Origin of the sequence: Parachryseolinea silvisoli (assembly GCF_021190955.1) — a bacterium.
Classification (GTDB): Bacteria; Bacteroidota; Bacteroidia; order Cytophagales; family Cyclobacteriaceae; genus Ohtaekwangia; species Ohtaekwangia silvisoli.
Genome location: NZ_JAIOAO010000001.1, coordinates 992,709 through 1,009,616 on the forward strand (window position 1 = coordinate 992,709; position 16,908 = coordinate 1,009,616).

The following is a 16,908-nucleotide window of genomic DNA, read 5'->3' on the forward strand; positions in this document are numbered from 1 at the left end:
GTGTACAATTAAAATGAAACATTTAAACCGAACACGATTGAACGTGCTTTCGGATAGCTGGCGAAGTCGATGCCAAACGAATTTGCATCTTCGATCCGGCGACCTTCTGCGTTTGCTTCCGGATCATAGCCCGAGTAATCGGTTATTACAAAGAGGTTTTGACCGGTAACCGACAGACGTAGCGACTTGATCCAGTTACCGATTCCCAATGCCTCGGGACTAAAGTTATAGCCCAGGGAGGCGTTATTCAGACGCAGAAAAGCACCGTTTTCCAGATAGCGTGTCGATACGCTGTTGGCATTGGTAACGTCCTCGTTCGGATATCTGCTGGCCACATCGGTTGCATTTCGGCTCTTGTACAGCTGGGCGCGCGAGAAGTTCAGGTTCGCCGTACCGTTGTAGATTTTGTTGCCGCTCAGACCGTTGAAGTTCACGGACAGATCGAACCCTTTGTAGGCAGCGCGCAGATAGAAGTTGTAAAGCTTGTCGGGAAGCGCTGTTCCGGAAACATAGCGGCTTTCACCATCTTCCTGGGGTTCAAGGTATGTACTAAAGCCGTCTTCGCCGATCCCGGTAAATTGCTGCAGGAAGAACGTTCCAATGGGCTCGCCATTCATGTAGCCGTTTACGGAAGCCGAGGTCAGGCCGCTACCGGAAATACTGCCCGAAGGAATCAACGTAGCCGGCGAGTTGCGCACTTCGTTGTTAATGAATGTGATGTTACCGCCGACGTTGAAGGTGAAGTCAGCTCCGGTGTCATACCGATAGTCGAGCGCCAGTTCCGTACCTTCGTTGACGATTTCCATGTCTTTTACGTTGCGCCAGTAGAACAAGGCCGGCTGAATCGGGTCGGGCACCGTAACTTTCAGCAACACGTTGCTTGTTACCTTCCGGAAATAGTCTACCGAGCCTGTGAGTGCGCCATCCAAAAAGCCAAAGTCGAGTCCGATATCGGTCTGCTTGGAAACTTCCCATTGGAGATTCGGGTTCGCGTAGTTCTGAACGATCGTGCCTTGTGGTGCGGTACCGTCGGGGAAGAACGGGTAGCTGTAGCCCGCGCCGGTAGCAGTAACGTAGCGTGCAAACGAAGCTTTCGGCTCGATCTCCTGGTTGCCCGTTTGGCCCCAGCCCGCGCGCAGCTTCAGTGTGCTGACCGGGACGGTCGTCATGAACGGTTCCTCGGAGATGATCCAGCCCGCCGCAAACGAAGGGAAGGTACCATACTTGTTGTTGTCCCCGAACTTCGACGACCCATCCGTACGTACAGTGGCCGTCAGCAGATAGCGCTCTTTAAAGGTATAGTTAAGACGGCCGAAGAAAGACTGCAGTTCGTTCTTGACCGCTTTTCCCCACGGGCGGTTGTTATCTGTAGATCCCGTCATATCGATCTCAGAGCCAAGGCCGGCGTTATAGCGGGGCTCGATGCCGGAGATCGGGAAGGTGGAAATACTCCAGTAGCGCGTCTTTAGCGTGACCTTCTGGTATGAATGACCTGCCAGCAATGTGAAGGCATGGTCCCCCTTCGAAAAATTATAGGTCAGATAATGCTCGATCAGGCTGTTCGTATTATTTGTGAAATACGAGTCCAGCCGACCTTCCTGGGCGGGATACACGCTCGGCATGCGTTGTACGTCCTGAATCGCGCTGGTCATGTCGATACCGACATTAAGCTTGTACACCAGGCCTTCGATGATGCGGAACGAAGGCGAGATATTACCGATGACACGGTTCGTCTCGGTGATGTCCTTATAGGTATTGAGCATCGCCAGCGGATTTATCGGGTCTTGCCGTTGGTAAATTCCGCCGACGCTGTCGTAGGCCGGCATGGTCGGATTCGCGGTAAGCGCTGTGTTGATCAGACTCGAAACCTCGGGGCGATCGTTGCGGGTGTGCGACGCGTTCAGGTTCAGGTCAACGGAAAGACGATCGTTCAATCCCTTTTGACTGACATTGATGCGGCCCGTGTAACGCTTCAGGTTGCTGTTCTTCAGAATACCTTCCTGGTCTTGCATCCCAACCGATGCGTAATAGTTCATGTTTTCGGCACCGCCGAAAAATGCCACGTTGTGATCTTGTGTAGTACCTGTACGCGTGATCTGGTCCTGCCAATCGGTATTGCCGCCGAGATCGATTACCTCTGCGCCTGTCTGCGGCACCGCCTGGCGAAATTCGTCAGCGGAAAAAACATCGATCTTACGGGCAAGTTTTGACACACCATAGCTCGCCGTGTACGTCACACCGGACTGCCCTTTTTTGCCGCGCTTGGTCGTGATCAGCACAACGCCGTTCGCGCCACGAGCACCATAAATAGCTGTCGCGGAAGCGTCTTTCAGCACGTCGATGGACGCGATGTCCTGCGGGTTGAGGAAGTTCAGCGGATTGGTCGTACCGCCGTTGTCAACCCCCATGCCGGCGGTGTTGCTGTTGTCCAGCGGTATGCCATCGACAACATACAATGGCGTGCTGCCGCTGCGTACGGTGCCGGGCCCCCGAACCGTGATGTTTTGCGCTGCCCCTGGCTCGCCGCTGGCAGACGTGATATTGACACCTGCTACTTTACCTTGCAGCAGCTGCTCTGCCGAGTTGATGATACCTTTGTTGAAATCGTCGGCTTTGACCGAGCTTACGGCGCCCGTTATGTCGCGCTTGGTTTGCGTACCGTAGCCCACCACGACCACTTCGCCGAGCGTCGATGCATCGGACACCAGCTGAATGTCGATGGTGCTCTGCGTACCCACCACGACCGATTGACTGACCGTGCCGACAAAGGTGAATACCAACACCGCGTTGGAAGATCCCACCGTCAGGCGATAGTCACCGTTGGTGTCTGTTACGGTACCATTTGTGGTACCTTTCTCCATTACGTTTACACCGGGCAGGACCGCGCCGGTTTCATCTGTAAGTTTACCTGTCACAGTCAGCGATTGCACCTGCTGCTGTAAAACAGCAGCGAACAACGGTCGCGGGCCCGGCCCTGCAAAAACGGCCAGCGCAACCGCTACGATATATTTATCGCAGCGACGTAGTAGACTGCCGCATTTTTGGATGCGTTCATAGATGTTTGCCATAGGCTGATAGTTTGGTTATTGTGATTGGAAGTTATGGAAGCTTTACTTTGATGCGTAAATCTGTGGTACCTATATTTTGGTGCGCAAAGAAGATCATTTGCTACGGGAGAGAAAAAAACACGTGTGTTATCGTTTTATGAACAAACCTTTACCGCACCTTCACATGTTTATTGAATGTTCATTCAATAAATCACAGCACTCGTTCACACCACCGGATCACGCCATCCTTTATAAAGTTAATTAATATATTGTTAACATGAACATCCTACCGTACCTACTATATTGCCAGCTTTTAACTATTCCTGCCCCATGAAATACCTTCGTATCGCACGCTTCAGCTGCCTTCTTTTTATAGCAACCGTGTGCCGTGCGCAACAATATTCCGGCACCGGGCTCATTCATGCACACAACGACTACGTGCATCCCATTCCGTTTCTGAATGCGTACTACCAGGAAGCAGCTTCGATCGAAGTGGATATATTCCTGCATAACGGCCAGCTGTGTGTGGCACACACCGACAAAGAGATCGATCCCAAAAAAACATTGGAGGCCCTGTACCTCCTGCCTTTGCAAGAGAAGGTTCGCTTTCACGGTGGGAAGGTGTATGCCAAAGACAAGCCACTGACCCTGATGATCGATTTGAAAACGCCCGGTGCCACCACGGTCCCGGCGTTAGTCAAGGTATTACAGAAATATCCCACGCTGACCTCGTGCCCGTCGCTGACCATTACCCTGAGCGGTAGTGTACCCGAACCGGCTACCTGGTCGTCATATCCCGCCTTTATTCACTTTGATGGCCGCCCCGCGGCGACCTACACGCCGGAGCAGCTTGCCCGCATCAGCATGATGAGTGACGACTTTTCGCGTTACACGATCTGGAACGGCAAGGGTGTGATCCTCTCACAAGATCGTAAAAAGATTGAGGATGTCATCCAGTCTGTGCATGCCCGTGGCAAGAAATTCCGTTTCTGGGCAACACCCGACGTGGTCAATGCCTGGATCACGCTGGGCAAACTGGGTGTGGATTATATCGGCACGGATAAGGTGGTCGATCTGAACAAGTTTATGAAAGAGACGCCGCATGTGACCTTCACGAATGCCGATGTGCACCGTGTGGCTCCTGCGCCTGTATTGCCGGCCAGCACGGCAGTGGCCCGTAACATCATCTTCCTGATCGGTGACGGTATGGGCCTGGCGCAACAGTATGCCGGCTACACCGCCAACCACGGCGCGCTTAACCTGTTCACCATGCCGGTGGTGGGGCTTTCGATTACAACATCGGCCGACCGTTATATTACGGACTCGGCTGCCGGCGCAACGGCCATGGCGTCGGGCAAAAAAACTAACAACCGCGCGGTGGGTGTTGACTCGCTGAGTCGTCCCATTCCGTCTATCATCGCACCACTACGGCAACACGGTTTCCGTACGGGGGTTATCTCCACGGGCGACATTACCGACGCTACCCCTGCGGCCTTTTATGGGCATTCGGCTGACCGTGCCTCCAGCGAGGTGATTGCCGCTGACTTCCTGAGCAGCGACATCGATGTGTTGATCGGTGCCGGCAGCGGCCATTTTTTACAACGCAAGGACGGCCGCGACCTGCGCGGCGAGCTGCAACAGAAGGGCTATACAGTCGCTACTGATGTTCGCACGCTCGACACGCTCCGGTCGTCGAAGTTTGTCTTGCTGGATAATACTATGGGGTTGTCGATGAAACAAGGTCGCGGTCACCTGCTGGCCACCACATTGGATAAAACCCTCCAGACCTTTAGCACGGGGCCGTCACCATTTTTTATTATGGCCGAAGGTGCTCAGATCGATTGGGGCGGCCACTCGAACGATATGGAGTACGTGGTGCGGGAGATGTTGAATTTTGACGAGGTGGTGGGCCGCGCGATGCAGTACGTCGCGAAACATCCGGAGACGCTGCTGGTCGTTACGGCTGACCACGAAACAGGTGGGCTTACGCTGCTGGACGGTAATCTAAAGACAGGCGACGTTCGCGGCCACTTCAGCACGGACGACCATACTGCCACGCCCGTCATAGTGTTTGCTTATGGCGCAGGAGCTTCCAATTTTGCCGGTGTCTACCAAAATACCGAGCTGTATAAAAAAATGCTGAAGGTACTGGGCATTCAGCCCTAGGCTGTTATTTACCGGGATGCGGATTACCGCGCATGTAGTCGGCAATCTGACGGGCCGCACCGTCGGTGCTGGCCGACAGCGTGTTGATAATGCGTTGCTGCTCTTGTTCCGTTTTATTTTGGCTGAGCTTCCTGCTGCCTTGCAGGTCGGTGACGACGATATCGAAGGGTACAATGCCGTTGAGCATCCGCAGCTTGTAGTCTTGCGACAGACCAGCCCATTGCTTACGATATCCTTCTTCGTAGGTATCAATCATTTTCTCCAATGCCTCGAAGGCCTGCTCCCGGTCGTTGATGATCGTGGCGGCGCCATAGGCATGCACGGCCACATAGTTCCAGGTGGGCACGCTCTGCTCGTTGTCGTAGTGCGTCGGCGAGATGTAGGCGTGTGGCTCGCTAAAGATCACCAGGTTGACCCGGTCGACGATCTGGCGCCATTGTGTGTTGGCTTTGGCGAAGTGTGACGTGAGAACGACTTTATCCTCGCGGGTTGACACGGCAAACGGCAGGTGCGTTGCCAGCGGCACGTTGTCTTTCGCCGTCACAATGGTAGCGAAGCTATAGTGTTTCATGAAGGCGAGCAGATCGGCGGTATCGGTAGCAGCAAATTGGTTCGGTATATACATATATGGTTTTGATGCAGTGTTTTAAACGGAGCATGGCTACAAAAGTTTTGGGTCATCCGCATCGAAACGTTTTAATCCAGCCTGCAACCTGTTCACGGTCCTGGCCAATCTTTCAATCTTCGTCTCCTCTTTTTTGGCAGTGTAGATCCAATCGATGTAAGCCTTTTGTTCGGCTTCAGTGAGCGACTGATAGAATTTCCAGGCGGCGGGCTCGTCGCGCAGGCATTGAATCATTTCCCGTGGAGCTTTCACCGGTGTTTCATCAGGATACAGCGTGATGTGTACTGTATCGCCGGCTTCCTTCTTAATCCGTTTGCGAATCTCCGCTCTTACCGGCAGGAATAGTCGACCGTCGCGCATGGGCATCAGGTTGTATTGGCTGATCTCGTAGTCATCGATGGTGCCGTGTACTTTTACCATACCGAAGCGGCGCTTGACGTCGGGGGTGATGCCGGGCAGGCAAACAAATGTCCAGCCACCTTTGCCGGGGAAACGTTCCAGTGTAAACTTTTGATTAACGAGGGGCTTCGGTTTCATGTCGGTTCGACCGTGCTGATACTGTTGCCAAGATAAATGTTTGTTGTGACAGCCCGATGGTAAAAGATGTTTTTATGTAGATATTTTACCTCATGCTCAGGATAAAGTGTACCTAATAGTGTAGCGCTATTCATTATAGTGTAGAAATTCCGTTGTGTATACGATTCTTCTGAAATCTTTCTCTTCTTCGAAATCCAATTCGCTTCACAACCTCGTAGTTACTTACACAAACTCGAGACTGGCAGCAGTTGTATGCTGATAGTAACGACTTCCGCGAGTATATTTTTTTAATTAAAACCTCTCTACACAATGAACAAATTAACGATTCCGAAAATCGTGCCGGGCATCCCACGTCCGCAGGGTTTCATGACACCATTGAAGCGCGGCGCGTTTCTGCGGTACCTCGGCGTCTCCGCTGCCGCCACAGGCATGCTGCTGGCAGGATGCAGTGACGATGATGGTGACAAAGCGCCCTCCAGCGTAGACCTGGGCAGTGGCGACACCGGTATTCTCAACTATGCCTATTTGCTGGAGCAACTGGAAGCGGCCTTCTATGTAAAAGTGATCGACTCACCTTATGCCAACATGCCTGCCGAGGAAAAAACGTTGCTTATGGAAATACGCGACCATGAGCTTGCACATCGTGATTTCTTCAAGGCCGCACTGGGTAGCGCAGCAATTGCCGGCAATGTGGAATTTGACTTCAGTACGATTGATTTCAGCAGCCGCTCCAGCGTACTGACTACTGCGCGTGCGTATGAAGACCTGGGCGTATCGGCCTATAATGGCGCCGGTGTTTTGCTGGAGAGCCCTGACTTTCTCCTGATCGCTGGTAAGATCGTGTCGGTGGAAGCACGTCATGCTTCGGCTATACGCGACCTGCTGAATCCTTTTACAGCTGCTTTCTCTGGCGACGACGTTGTGACTCCGTCCAACGGGCTGGATCAGGCCAGACTTCCGGCGGACGTGCTTGCCATTGCCGGTACCTATGTTAAAACGATGGTCGTTTTTGACAATCTCCCTTCTTAACCCCTTGTAGCATGAACTTATCACGTATATTCCACGCGATCGAATCGATCGACCCCGAAGTATATGAGCGTACGAGCAACCGTCGCTCCCTATTCAACAACCTCACCTCCGCTGGCGTCAAAGCAGCAGCGACGATACCCCTGATCGTGGGGAGCTCACTGAAGAGCGCTTATGGTAAAGGCAGCGCCTCGGTGGGCGATGTCCTTAATTATGCACTGACACTAGAGTATCTCGAGGATGCCTTTTACAAACAAGGACTTATGGCCGAGGGGTTAATACCCGAAAACCGTCGTGCCATCTTCCAGCAGATCAGCAAGCACGAAAGCGCGCACGTTGAATTCCTGCTTGGCGTGCTCGACTCGATGGATGTTACACCTGTATCGAAGCCCGAATTTGATTTCACGGCGAACGGCATGTATGAAACGGTATGGAGCAACTATGCTGTGTTCCTGACCCTGTCGCAGGCCTTTGAAGACACAGGAGTACGCGCCTACAAAGGCCGCGCTCAGGAGCTTGTCGGTCAAGCGGCGTTAACCGCGGCGCTGCAGATACATTCTGTAGAGGCGCGCCACGCGTCGATGATTCGCCGCCTGCGCGCGGAGAAGGGCTGGATCACCGGCGCCCAGACTAATGGCGCGCCCCCTGCCGTCTATGCCGGAGAAGACGTAACCATGCAAGGGACTGTTAATGTTACCGGGCTCGGCTATACTACCGCAGCCGCGACGCAGGCATTTGACGAGCCGCTTACCCCCGACCAGGTGTTGGCCATTGCCGGGCCGTTTATCGTGGCTCCATAGTCAACACTTTTTAACTCAACTGCAGACCAATTATTTAAAATCAAAACTCATATGAAAAAGATCCTCGCATTGATGGTCGTTGCCCTTGTGGTTTTTAACGTAGCACAAGCACACCGCTTTCCGCTATATAAAAAAACAACCGTGTCCGATGATTGGAAAAAGTCGTCGGAAGGCACCTGGGAAGGCAAAGACATGGTATGGTATAAACTCGACAAGCAAGCCAAGCTCTGGTGGTCGAAAGACGGTAAGAAATGGGAAGCTTCCAAAGACCAGACCTGGCAGGACAAAGACGGGAAATGGCTGAAGGTACACGATAAAAAACTCGTGTGGTCAACAGACGGCAAGACGTGGGCCGATGTGCCGGAGTGGTCGTGGGCCAGCCCGAATGGCAAATGGTATAAATTCGACAAAGACTGGAGTCTTTGGGTGAAGGGATAGATTTTCGTTAGTGGCTTTAATCGAACCGTTAGTTCTTAGGTTTAAGTTTAGTTTTGGAAGGGCTGTCAGATCTGAATAGCCCTTCCGTTTTTTGTGCGGGGTATCCGACGCATTCCAAAGGATATTTTGTTGCGGTAATTGACCGGGGAAGGTGTCTTTTTCTGGACATAAAATTATCGCCCCTATCGGCTCAGCAATCGGCTGTTTTTACACCACAAAAGGGTCATGTATCAGCCGATGTCGTTATGGTTAATTTGTCTCCTTTTCGGTGTATTTTTTATGCAATCGATCTCTTTTTCGAACTACGTGGTCGAGTACGTGTATATTTTGGGGAAATCGCTCAAAACCAGGTGTTTTCGCGGTAAATATCTTATACCAGTGTATGTTTTAAGGCTCATTACTAAATGAAGTCCTGGCAATAATTAGTACCTTACTCGTACGAAAGTTTGGTTGCTCCGGGTTGGTCTCAAACTTACCATTATGCGTAAATGTACTGTTGCTTTTATGCTCGTTAGCGCAGGCCTACTGCTTAACATTTCCCTGGCACACGGGCAAGGTAGCTTGTCACGAAAGAATATTTCGGTTCCGGAGGGACGTATGTCCCTGATGGACATCTTCCGTGAGGTCCAAATGCAGGCCGGCTTCATGTTCGTCTTTCAGCCTACCCTAGTCGATCAATTTGACAACCTGGCGGTGCCTGGAGGCACTCACTCCGTACAAGAATTTCTCGAGATCGTATTACGCGACACCCCTGTAGGGTTCGAAGAGAACGGTCGCAACATCATTATCTTCCGTCGCCCGGTCACGTTCAACATCCGCGGCCGCGTGCTTGACCCCGAGACCGAGGAAGGCCTGCCCGGCGTGACGATCTACATCAAGGATTCAAACAAGGGCACGCATTCGGAGCCCGATGGAACCTTTGCTATTACCGCGACGAAAGATGAAATCCTGGTGTTCTCGTATGTGGGGCGGATCACCAAGCAGGTGACGGTGAATGAGCATACGCCGAAGAAGATTGTGCTGCAGCCGATGACGCTGCCAGAGGTGATGATCAATACAGGATATTATCCTGTGACGGAGGCGGAGCGGATTGGGAATATCTCGACGGTGACGCATAAGGAACTCGAGCGGAGTCCGGTTGTTAACTCGCTGCAGTCTATACAGGGGAGATTAGCGGGGGTCTTTGTAGAGCAAATATCGGGATTGCATGGAAGTGGATATAAGATTCGGATACGCGGACAGAATAGTTTGCGTGATGAAGGGAACGAGCCGTTGTATATTATTGATGGCGTGCCGTATCCTTCCGCATCCATGGTATATCCTGCTAGCGGTTACATGATGCCTTTATCCAACTCGCTGAGCTTAGTACCGTTATCTACCATTGATCGCATTGACGTGCTTAAAGATGCCGATGCTACGGCTATCTACGGGTCGCGAGGTGCGAATGGGGTAATTTTAATCAGCACTAAGCGTCCCAAGGAAAATGGTTCGGGAGCTGAAGTCAATATCAATACCGGGTTTAGCCAGGTGGGACACTATGTCAATCTGATGAATAGCCAACAGTGGCGAGAGATGCGGATTGAAGCATTTAAAAATGATAACGTTAATATAGAAAAAAGCAACCCGCCGGACATCTTCCTTTGGGATAAAACACGTTACACTAACTGGCAGAAGGAATTAATTGGTGGGGTCGCACCTGTTACAAACGCGATAGTAAGCTTCTATGATGGCAAAGAAAACACAAAGTTCTTTTTTACCGGAAATTTCTATAAAGAGGGCAGCGTCTTTCCGAAACGCTTTGATTACACACGTGGTTCGGGTCTCTTTAACATGACGCACCAGTCTAAAAATAAACGTTTTCACGCTAACATGATCTTTAACTATGCGGCCGATGATAATAACCTGCCCGTTACTGACATTACGCAACAGGCCTTCTATCTTCCCCCCAACGCGCCTGCATTGTACAATGCTGCTGGTCAACTTAACTGGGAAGATAATAGCTGGCGTAACCCGCTGGCGTATTTAGAGCAAACCTACCAAGCAAAAACCACCAATTGGTCTGCACACGCGATGCTGGACTATGAGTTGCTCCCTGGTCTGTTACTCAAAGCCAGCCTGGGACAAACGGTGCTCACCAGGAAAGAAATATCTATCACGCCAAGAAGATATTATTCCCCTCTGTTCCGTGAATCTCAAACTGGCGAACACGCCGAATCTAACAATACCCTCCGAACTATGATCGCGGAACCTATCTTGGAGTACGGTCGTGATCTCTGGCAGGGTAAATTTAAAATTCTGGTGGGCTCTACCATTCAACACATGGTGCAAGATGCACAAAGCACCAACGGGAGCGGCTATACGAACGATGCATTTATTGGAGATTTAGGTGCGGCCCCAACATTGACAGCGGCTGACCCTATTGAGTACGTATATCGATACGCTGCTGCCTTTGGTCGTATGAACTATAATTGGCGAGAGAAATACATTCTGAACGTCACTGTGCGGCGTGACGGCTCGAGTCGTTTTGGCTTTGGAAATAAATTCTCCAATTTCGGTTCTTTAGGTAGTGCATGGATCTTTACCCAAGAGCCTTTTTCGGATAAGCTAACCTTTTTAAGTTTTGGCAAGGTTCGTGCCACGTACGGCGTTACAGGTAATGATCAAATCGGTAACTATGACTACTACAGCGGATATGAGGAAACACTCCCTTATGGACGTAACAGCGCCGTGACACCCAAACCACCCAGTGCGGCGGTACCAATGCTACCGGGTAATGCTTTATACTCATGGGAAACCACACACAAGGCAGAGATTGGACTTGCGTTAGGCTTTTTGCGAAACCGGATACAGGCTGATCTCTCTTATTATCGGAACCGGTCTTCTAACCAGCTCGTAACTTCGCAAGTATCTACTGTAACAGGGTTTGCGCAAGGCTACCTCAATCTCCCTGCGGTTGTACAAAACTCGGGTTTTGAACTTTTATTGAGCACCACCCAACTTGACGGGCGTTATTTTTCCTGGACCACCAGCCTGAACTTTACATTGCCCTACAATAAATTGGTGCGATTTGACCGTCTTGCTTACTCTGCGGATTCTGCGCGTTACATTGTTGGAGAATCGCTTAACAGCAGAAGAGTTTACTCGGCGTATGTAAACCCGGAGACCGGTCTATACGCTTTCAAGAATTTGAATGGAGATAAGGGTAATGTTGTAGGCCGTGACGACCGCTATGTCATAGACCGTGGTATTCAATATTATGGTGGCATTGACAACACTATCCGCTTCCACAATTTCCAATTAGACATATTGCTTCAATTTGTAAAACAGACAGGGCTTACCTATGAAGCTAATACCGCCGCCCCAGGACTAATGGCATATAATCATACGGCAGGAGTATTGGGTCGCTGGCGGCAGCAGAATGATAACAGCACTATCCAACGGTTTGCTGCTGGTGAAGAAGGATATAACGCATTTGCGAACGCTATGGCCTACAGTGACATTGCCTATGGCGATGCATCGTACATCCGGTTTAAGAACGTTTCTCTTGCTTATACCCTCAATACTTCGTTCATCGAACAGCCGGCCGTAAAAAGTGTCAAAATTTACATACAGGCCCAGAATCTATTAACAATTACCAATTACGTGGGCGTTGATCCGGAAACTATCTCAACGACTAACCTCCCTCCTTTGCGAACCATTGTAGGAGGTGTGCAATTAACTTTTTAAATTTATGCTGTGATGAATCATGAAGATCTCGCCGCTCTACCGATATAGATATTTACGTTTCCTCGCGCTACTCTTGTTAAGCGGTGCAGTGGTTGGCTGTAATTCGCTCGTAGAAGTCGACCCTCCTGGCACACGGCCACCACCAGAGTTGATCTTTCAGGATGACTTAACAGCGGTATCGGCTGTGCGCGGAATGTACAGTGAAATGTCTTCCGAGCCCTACTTCAATAACGCCGGCATCGGCCTTTTGTCGAGTCTATCGGCAGACGATATGCGACTGCTGCCACCAGGCATGGGGATTTCAAAAGATCGCCGACCCTTCGAGACCAACACCATCGATCCTTCCAACGCCCTGGTAAAAGAATATTGCTGGCAGCCTGGGTACCGCTCTATTTACATCGCCAATGCCATCCTCGAAGGTCTTGCGACATCTACAGGGGTATCTGACACTATGAAAAATCAACTGCGGGCAGAAGCGCTGTTTATCCGGGCTTTTTCTAACTTCTACTTAACCAATCTCTTTGGTGCTATTGCTTTACCGACCAGTACCGATTTTGATAAAAATTTACACATAGGCCGTACATCGCCTGTCGAAGCATATGATGCCATCCTAAACGATCTATTGGAGGCACAACTGCTGTTTTCGAACGATAAAGACTTTTCCTTTACAAAAGATGACTTTCCCCGCAGTCGGGCAAGCTATTGGGCAGCCACAGCCTTACTGGCGCGGGTCTACTTATATCTCGAAAAATGGACAGAAGCCGAACAACAGGCAACGGCGGTGCTTGACCAAACTTCACTCTTTGCCCTGTGTGCCGACCTCGACAGTGTATTTCTGGCAAACAGCCGGGAAGTTATCTGGCAGCTGCTGCCCGTCGTGAAAGAAGGAAGGCAAAGCGGGCCATACGACGCGCAACTCTTTCTCGAAAAGGTCGATGGGAAACCTGTCATTCACTTTACGAAATCGTTTCTGGAAGCCATCGAGCCCAATGACCGGCGCTTCAGTCATTGGATCGAAACGGCCGTTGTTCACGATACCGCGTATCTATATTCCAATAAATACCAACAACCCGATGGACAAGACCAGTTTCATATTGAGTTACGACTAGCGGAACTTCACCTGATACGTGCAGAGGCACGTGCACACCAAGATAATCTCCTCCTGGCAATTGACGACGTCGACATGCTCAGGAGTCGTGCGAACCTCTCTTTATTAAAAGATCATTCCTTTACCCGCGACGCCCTACTTCAAAAAATCGCCCAGGAACGACGTATTGAATTGTTTGCCGAAGGGGGCCACCGTTGGTTGGATCTTAAGCGTACAGGTAACGCCTCCATAACGTTATCATCAAGTGATTATAAAAAATGGGAGGATACAGATGAACTGTATCCTGTCCCACAATCTGAAATTGTCAGTAACCCCAATCTTGGTCCTCAAAATCACGGATACTGATCTCCCCGCTAATTTCTATACATCGTCACGGCACACGGAGTTCCCGCCTCCGCCTGTCTTTTAATAAGGCAGGGAGCTCCGTCAATAAATACCGTGCACTGTAAGGATCCACTCGTAACACATCCCGGATTCGAATTCAATACGCAACCATTCGGCGTGACCGCATAATAATTAATAACCGGATCACTCTTGTGGCCATAGATTGTGCCCGCAACGGCAATGGTGACAGCGGCTGACGCTGTCAGTAGATTTGAAATGTTCATAGGGTTTAAATGTTTAATTGAAAAAATTGCATTTCGTAGGGGCTCCTATTCCCTACTTAACCGAATATACTGACAACATTTAATAGTTTCCCCAAAACTTATACTTTAAATATATAATTAAGGAAATACCCTATGCATTTACTATATATGTACTATACATTGTCATTTTTCGGGTAAAATATTACCTGGCAACGATTTCGGTACTTGTATTATCTTATACCTTTCTGGGGAAAACGAGTCATTATAGTAGGATAACTATAAATAGGCTTATTCGTATAGTTGCCTTTATCTATAGGCCATATAACGCTGTATGGAGAGGAATTTACCGTTGGGACACGGGGTGGGTACCTGTGCGTAAGAATGTTGCTATTACAAAACAATATAATATTCCTATAAAAAACCCTAACTAAAAGACTTAGTTCAGGTATAAAACATTACGTTGTATAAATTCAAGCGATATTTCCAAAACCCTGGCTTCTGTGGGGCAAAAGATCATCCGTTACCTGGGTGGCTTTAAGCTTCTGAATATTTGAATAAATCGACAGGTGTTACATTATAATACGCGCACAATCGCGCTAACTGCGAAACCCGCATTTCATGCGTTCCTTTCTCAATCGTCTCTAATACCTCAGCCTTCATGTGAACGGCTTTGGCAACCTCTGTCAAATCCTTCTCTGCTATCGTTCTTAATCGCTGTAGATTCCTTCCGATCGTCTTTAAACTCTTACCCAAGGCTTCTTCAAATTCCTCGTCGCTATTTTCCATGGTGTGCGGGGTCTAATCGTTTATGTCAACGGTACAATAACCGGTTCTGTGCGACAAATAACGAAGATGACCTTACTCGTGTCACCATCATATATGTGGTAACAGCTGTAGCTGACGATAATTTATCTTAATTGGAAAATCTTATACCGGACGATTGTTTTCGATACACAGTTGTGTCGTCTAGGGGTTATGCCAGACCGGGTATTTTTCCTTTCTCCTTTTTGGCATCCTTTACTGCCATGCGTTCGGGAAAGTTTTCGATGAGCTCGTTGGATTGTTGGTGAAATTGTTGGGGAGAGCAGCCGGCAAATTCGCGGAAGGTACGAATGAAGTGGGATTGGTCAGCATAGCCGTATTCGAAGGCAATGTCAGAGAGCTTATCGTACTGCCCTTCACGAAGACGATCCAGTGCCGCTTGAAAGCGTCCGATACGTGCAAATAGTTTTGGGGAAATACCGATATGTTCGCGGAAGCGCCGTTCGAGGCTACGTTCGGAAATGCCCAGGTCGCGTTGCAATAACGGCAAGGATACATCACCACGGGCACCAGCAATGTACGATGCTATCTGTTGGGTACGAGCGTCAATACGCTGGGTGTTTTGCTGAATGAGGTAGAAGAGGTATTGTGATAGTACGTCAATTTGTTCTTGTAAGGTCCGTGTATCGAGCAGGCGCTCGGGCAGGTTGAAAAGCTCCCGGCGTGACAGCCCGCCGAGGTCTGTGCAGTTGTTCGTTAGCGCGTCGGCGTCAAGGCCAAAGACTGTACGCAGCGCGTGTGGCTGAAAGTATATACCAATTTGCCGGAACTGCTGGGGCGTATATAGTTCGCGGTAGCCGGTAGCCTGCCCATACAAAAAGCAGGCGGGAAGCTTTTTTTCGTCCTGGTCATAGAAGTTGGTGCCACTCAGTTGCTGGAAGATCAGACCGGGACAGCCATCCGCAATGGCACTAAAGGTTTTCAGCTCGTCACCACGATCCGGATTCTCAAGCGTCCAGTAATAACGGACGTAGGGCTTGAGGTATTCCGGGGGCGGTATCTGCTGAAAGTGCATATAGTTTAAAAATACGGCTTTACCGTCAAAAAGTTGTGGCCCTTACTGGATCGCTACTCAAACAGTTCCAGTAGTGTGTGTGGCCAGCGGGACGGATCGTTGCCACTATCGCTATCATCGTCACTAAGCACGATGGCATAGAAGCCTGAGTCGCTCATCAGCCGGATGATGGCCTGCGTATGAACAAAGCCTGTGTTACACTGGACCCGCAGGATGCGGTCGCAGTCGTCCAGGGCGAAGTTGGCCTTGTATTCCGGAAAGCGGGTGTGGATGCACACCAGCAGCCAGGTCGCGTCGGCGGCGTCGGTCACGTTGGTTTTAAAAACTTCTACCGTCATACGTGGTATGTTTAAGGTTGATGCCTTGGTTAGTAGATCTGCTGTTCGTCGCCCTGAATGACCACTACCTGCATGTCGTCCAGGGCAAGGGCGTTGCATCCTTCGGCCAGCAACTGCTGGTTGGTCCTGGCAGCGCTGGCGGCGAAGTCGTCATTGTCCATGTGGGGAACAATGACGGCTTGTGTCATGCCGAGTCCTTCCCAAATAATCTCCGGCGCCTCTGCGGGGTCGTCCATGGCGTCGAAGGCCCGGAGGGTGGGTCCGGCCACGATCGCGCCGGCGCTCCATCCGGCATATACTTTGCCCAGCCGCACCAGCGCGGGTATGATCTCATCGGCGCCACTTTCTTTCATGATCCAACGCAAGTAAAATGTGTTGCCGCCGCCGACCCAGATCACGTCTTTGTGGATCAGTTTTTCGCGTAAGGCCTGTCCCTGGCAGTGACGCAGGTCGATGGCCTCCACGTCAAAGCCATGGTAGGTAAAGGCATCGCGGGTGGCCTTGACCCAGCCGGCGGAATCAGGGATCACATCGGCGGCGTTTTCGATGGCGGCCACTTTAATTTCCTTCGGCAATTTGCCGGCAAGCCGCGCCAGGGTAGCATACTGTTCGTCGGGCAAGCCCAACGAGTATAAGAAGAGCTTCGGTATTTTAGGCATAATATCGATTTACT

The 16,908-nt window shown here is 50.4% G+C and carries 13 protein-coding genes; 6 read left to right on the forward strand and 7 right to left on the reverse strand.

Going from position 1 to position 16,908, the window contains the following annotated elements:
* Positions 1–8 precede the first annotated feature (8 nt).
* The gene (locus K7P01_RS04185) at positions 9–3,068 is read right to left on the reverse strand and encodes a SusC/RagA family TonB-linked outer membrane protein (protein ID WP_267290150.1); all 3,060 of its coding nucleotides are present in this window, start codon (positions 3,066–3,068) and stop codon (positions 9–11) included.
* Positions 3,069–3,377: 309 nt separating this feature from the next.
* Here K7P01_RS04185 and K7P01_RS04190 point away from each other — a divergent pair, with 309 nt between their 5' ends.
* Positions 3,378–5,213, forward strand: a complete 1,836-nt coding sequence (locus tag K7P01_RS04190) for an alkaline phosphatase (protein ID WP_267290152.1) — start codon at positions 3,378–3,380, stop codon at positions 5,211–5,213.
* Between the two features lie 4 nt (positions 5,214–5,217).
* Here K7P01_RS04190 and K7P01_RS04195 read toward each other — a convergent pair whose 3' ends face one another.
* Positions 5,218–5,838 carry an FMN-binding negative transcriptional regulator gene (locus tag K7P01_RS04195; protein ID WP_267290154.1) on the reverse strand — a complete coding sequence of 207 codons (621 nt, stop codon included), beginning with the start codon at positions 5,836–5,838 and terminating at the stop codon, positions 5,218–5,220.
* Positions 5,839–5,874: 36 nt separating this feature from the next.
* Complete coding sequence (locus K7P01_RS04200) at positions 5,875–6,375, reverse strand: YdeI/OmpD-associated family protein (RefSeq protein WP_267290156.1); 501 nt, start codon at positions 6,373–6,375, stop codon at positions 5,875–5,877.
* Positions 6,376–6,684: 309 nt separating this feature from the next.
* On the opposite strand from K7P01_RS04200, the gene K7P01_RS04205 reads away from it, so the two are divergent.
* The 5 genes from K7P01_RS04205 to K7P01_RS04225 all read left to right on the forward strand — a co-directional run bounded on the left by K7P01_RS04205 (position 6,685) and on the right by K7P01_RS04225 (position 13,818).
* Entirely contained in the window at positions 6,685–7,404 is a 720-nt protein-coding gene (locus K7P01_RS04205; protein WP_267290158.1) for a ferritin-like domain-containing protein, read from the forward strand.
* A gap of 11 nt (positions 7,405–7,415) precedes the next feature.
* A complete protein-coding gene (locus tag K7P01_RS04210) occupies positions 7,416–8,201 on the forward strand; it encodes a ferritin-like domain-containing protein (protein ID WP_267290160.1) in 786 nt (261 codons plus the stop codon).
* Between the two features lie 51 nt (positions 8,202–8,252).
* Positions 8,253–8,639, forward strand: a complete 387-nt coding sequence (locus tag K7P01_RS04215) for a hypothetical protein (RefSeq protein ID WP_267290162.1) — start codon at positions 8,253–8,255, stop codon at positions 8,637–8,639.
* A 480-nt stretch (positions 8,640–9,119) separates the two neighbouring features.
* Positions 9,120–12,365, forward strand: a complete 3,246-nt coding sequence (locus K7P01_RS04220; RefSeq protein WP_267290164.1) for a SusC/RagA family TonB-linked outer membrane protein — start codon at positions 9,120–9,122, stop codon at positions 12,363–12,365.
* A 19-nt stretch (positions 12,366–12,384) separates the two neighbouring features.
* A complete protein-coding gene (locus K7P01_RS04225) occupies positions 12,385–13,818 on the forward strand; it encodes a RagB/SusD family nutrient uptake outer membrane protein (RefSeq protein ID WP_267290166.1) in 1,434 nt (477 codons plus the stop codon).
* A 776-nt stretch (positions 13,819–14,594) separates the two neighbouring features.
* On the opposite strand, the gene K7P01_RS04230 is transcribed toward K7P01_RS04225, so the two are convergent.
* The 4 genes from K7P01_RS04230 to K7P01_RS04245 all read right to left on the reverse strand — a co-directional run bounded on the left by K7P01_RS04230 (position 14,595) and on the right by K7P01_RS04245 (position 16,894).
* Positions 14,595–14,846, reverse strand: a complete 252-nt coding sequence (locus K7P01_RS04230; protein ID WP_267290168.1) for a helix-turn-helix transcriptional regulator — start codon at positions 14,844–14,846, stop codon at positions 14,595–14,597.
* A 187-nt stretch (positions 14,847–15,033) separates the two neighbouring features.
* Complete coding sequence (locus K7P01_RS04235) at positions 15,034–15,897, reverse strand: AraC family transcriptional regulator (protein ID WP_267290170.1); 864 nt, start codon at positions 15,895–15,897, stop codon at positions 15,034–15,036.
* Between the two features lie 53 nt (positions 15,898–15,950).
* The gene (locus K7P01_RS04240; protein WP_267290172.1) at positions 15,951–16,235 is read right to left on the reverse strand and encodes a hypothetical protein; all 285 of its coding nucleotides are present in this window, start codon (positions 16,233–16,235) and stop codon (positions 15,951–15,953) included.
* A gap of 29 nt (positions 16,236–16,264) precedes the next feature.
* Entirely contained in the window at positions 16,265–16,894 is a 630-nt protein-coding gene (locus K7P01_RS04245) for a peptidase E (protein ID WP_267290174.1), read from the reverse strand.
* Positions 16,895–16,908: the final 14 nt, after the last annotated feature.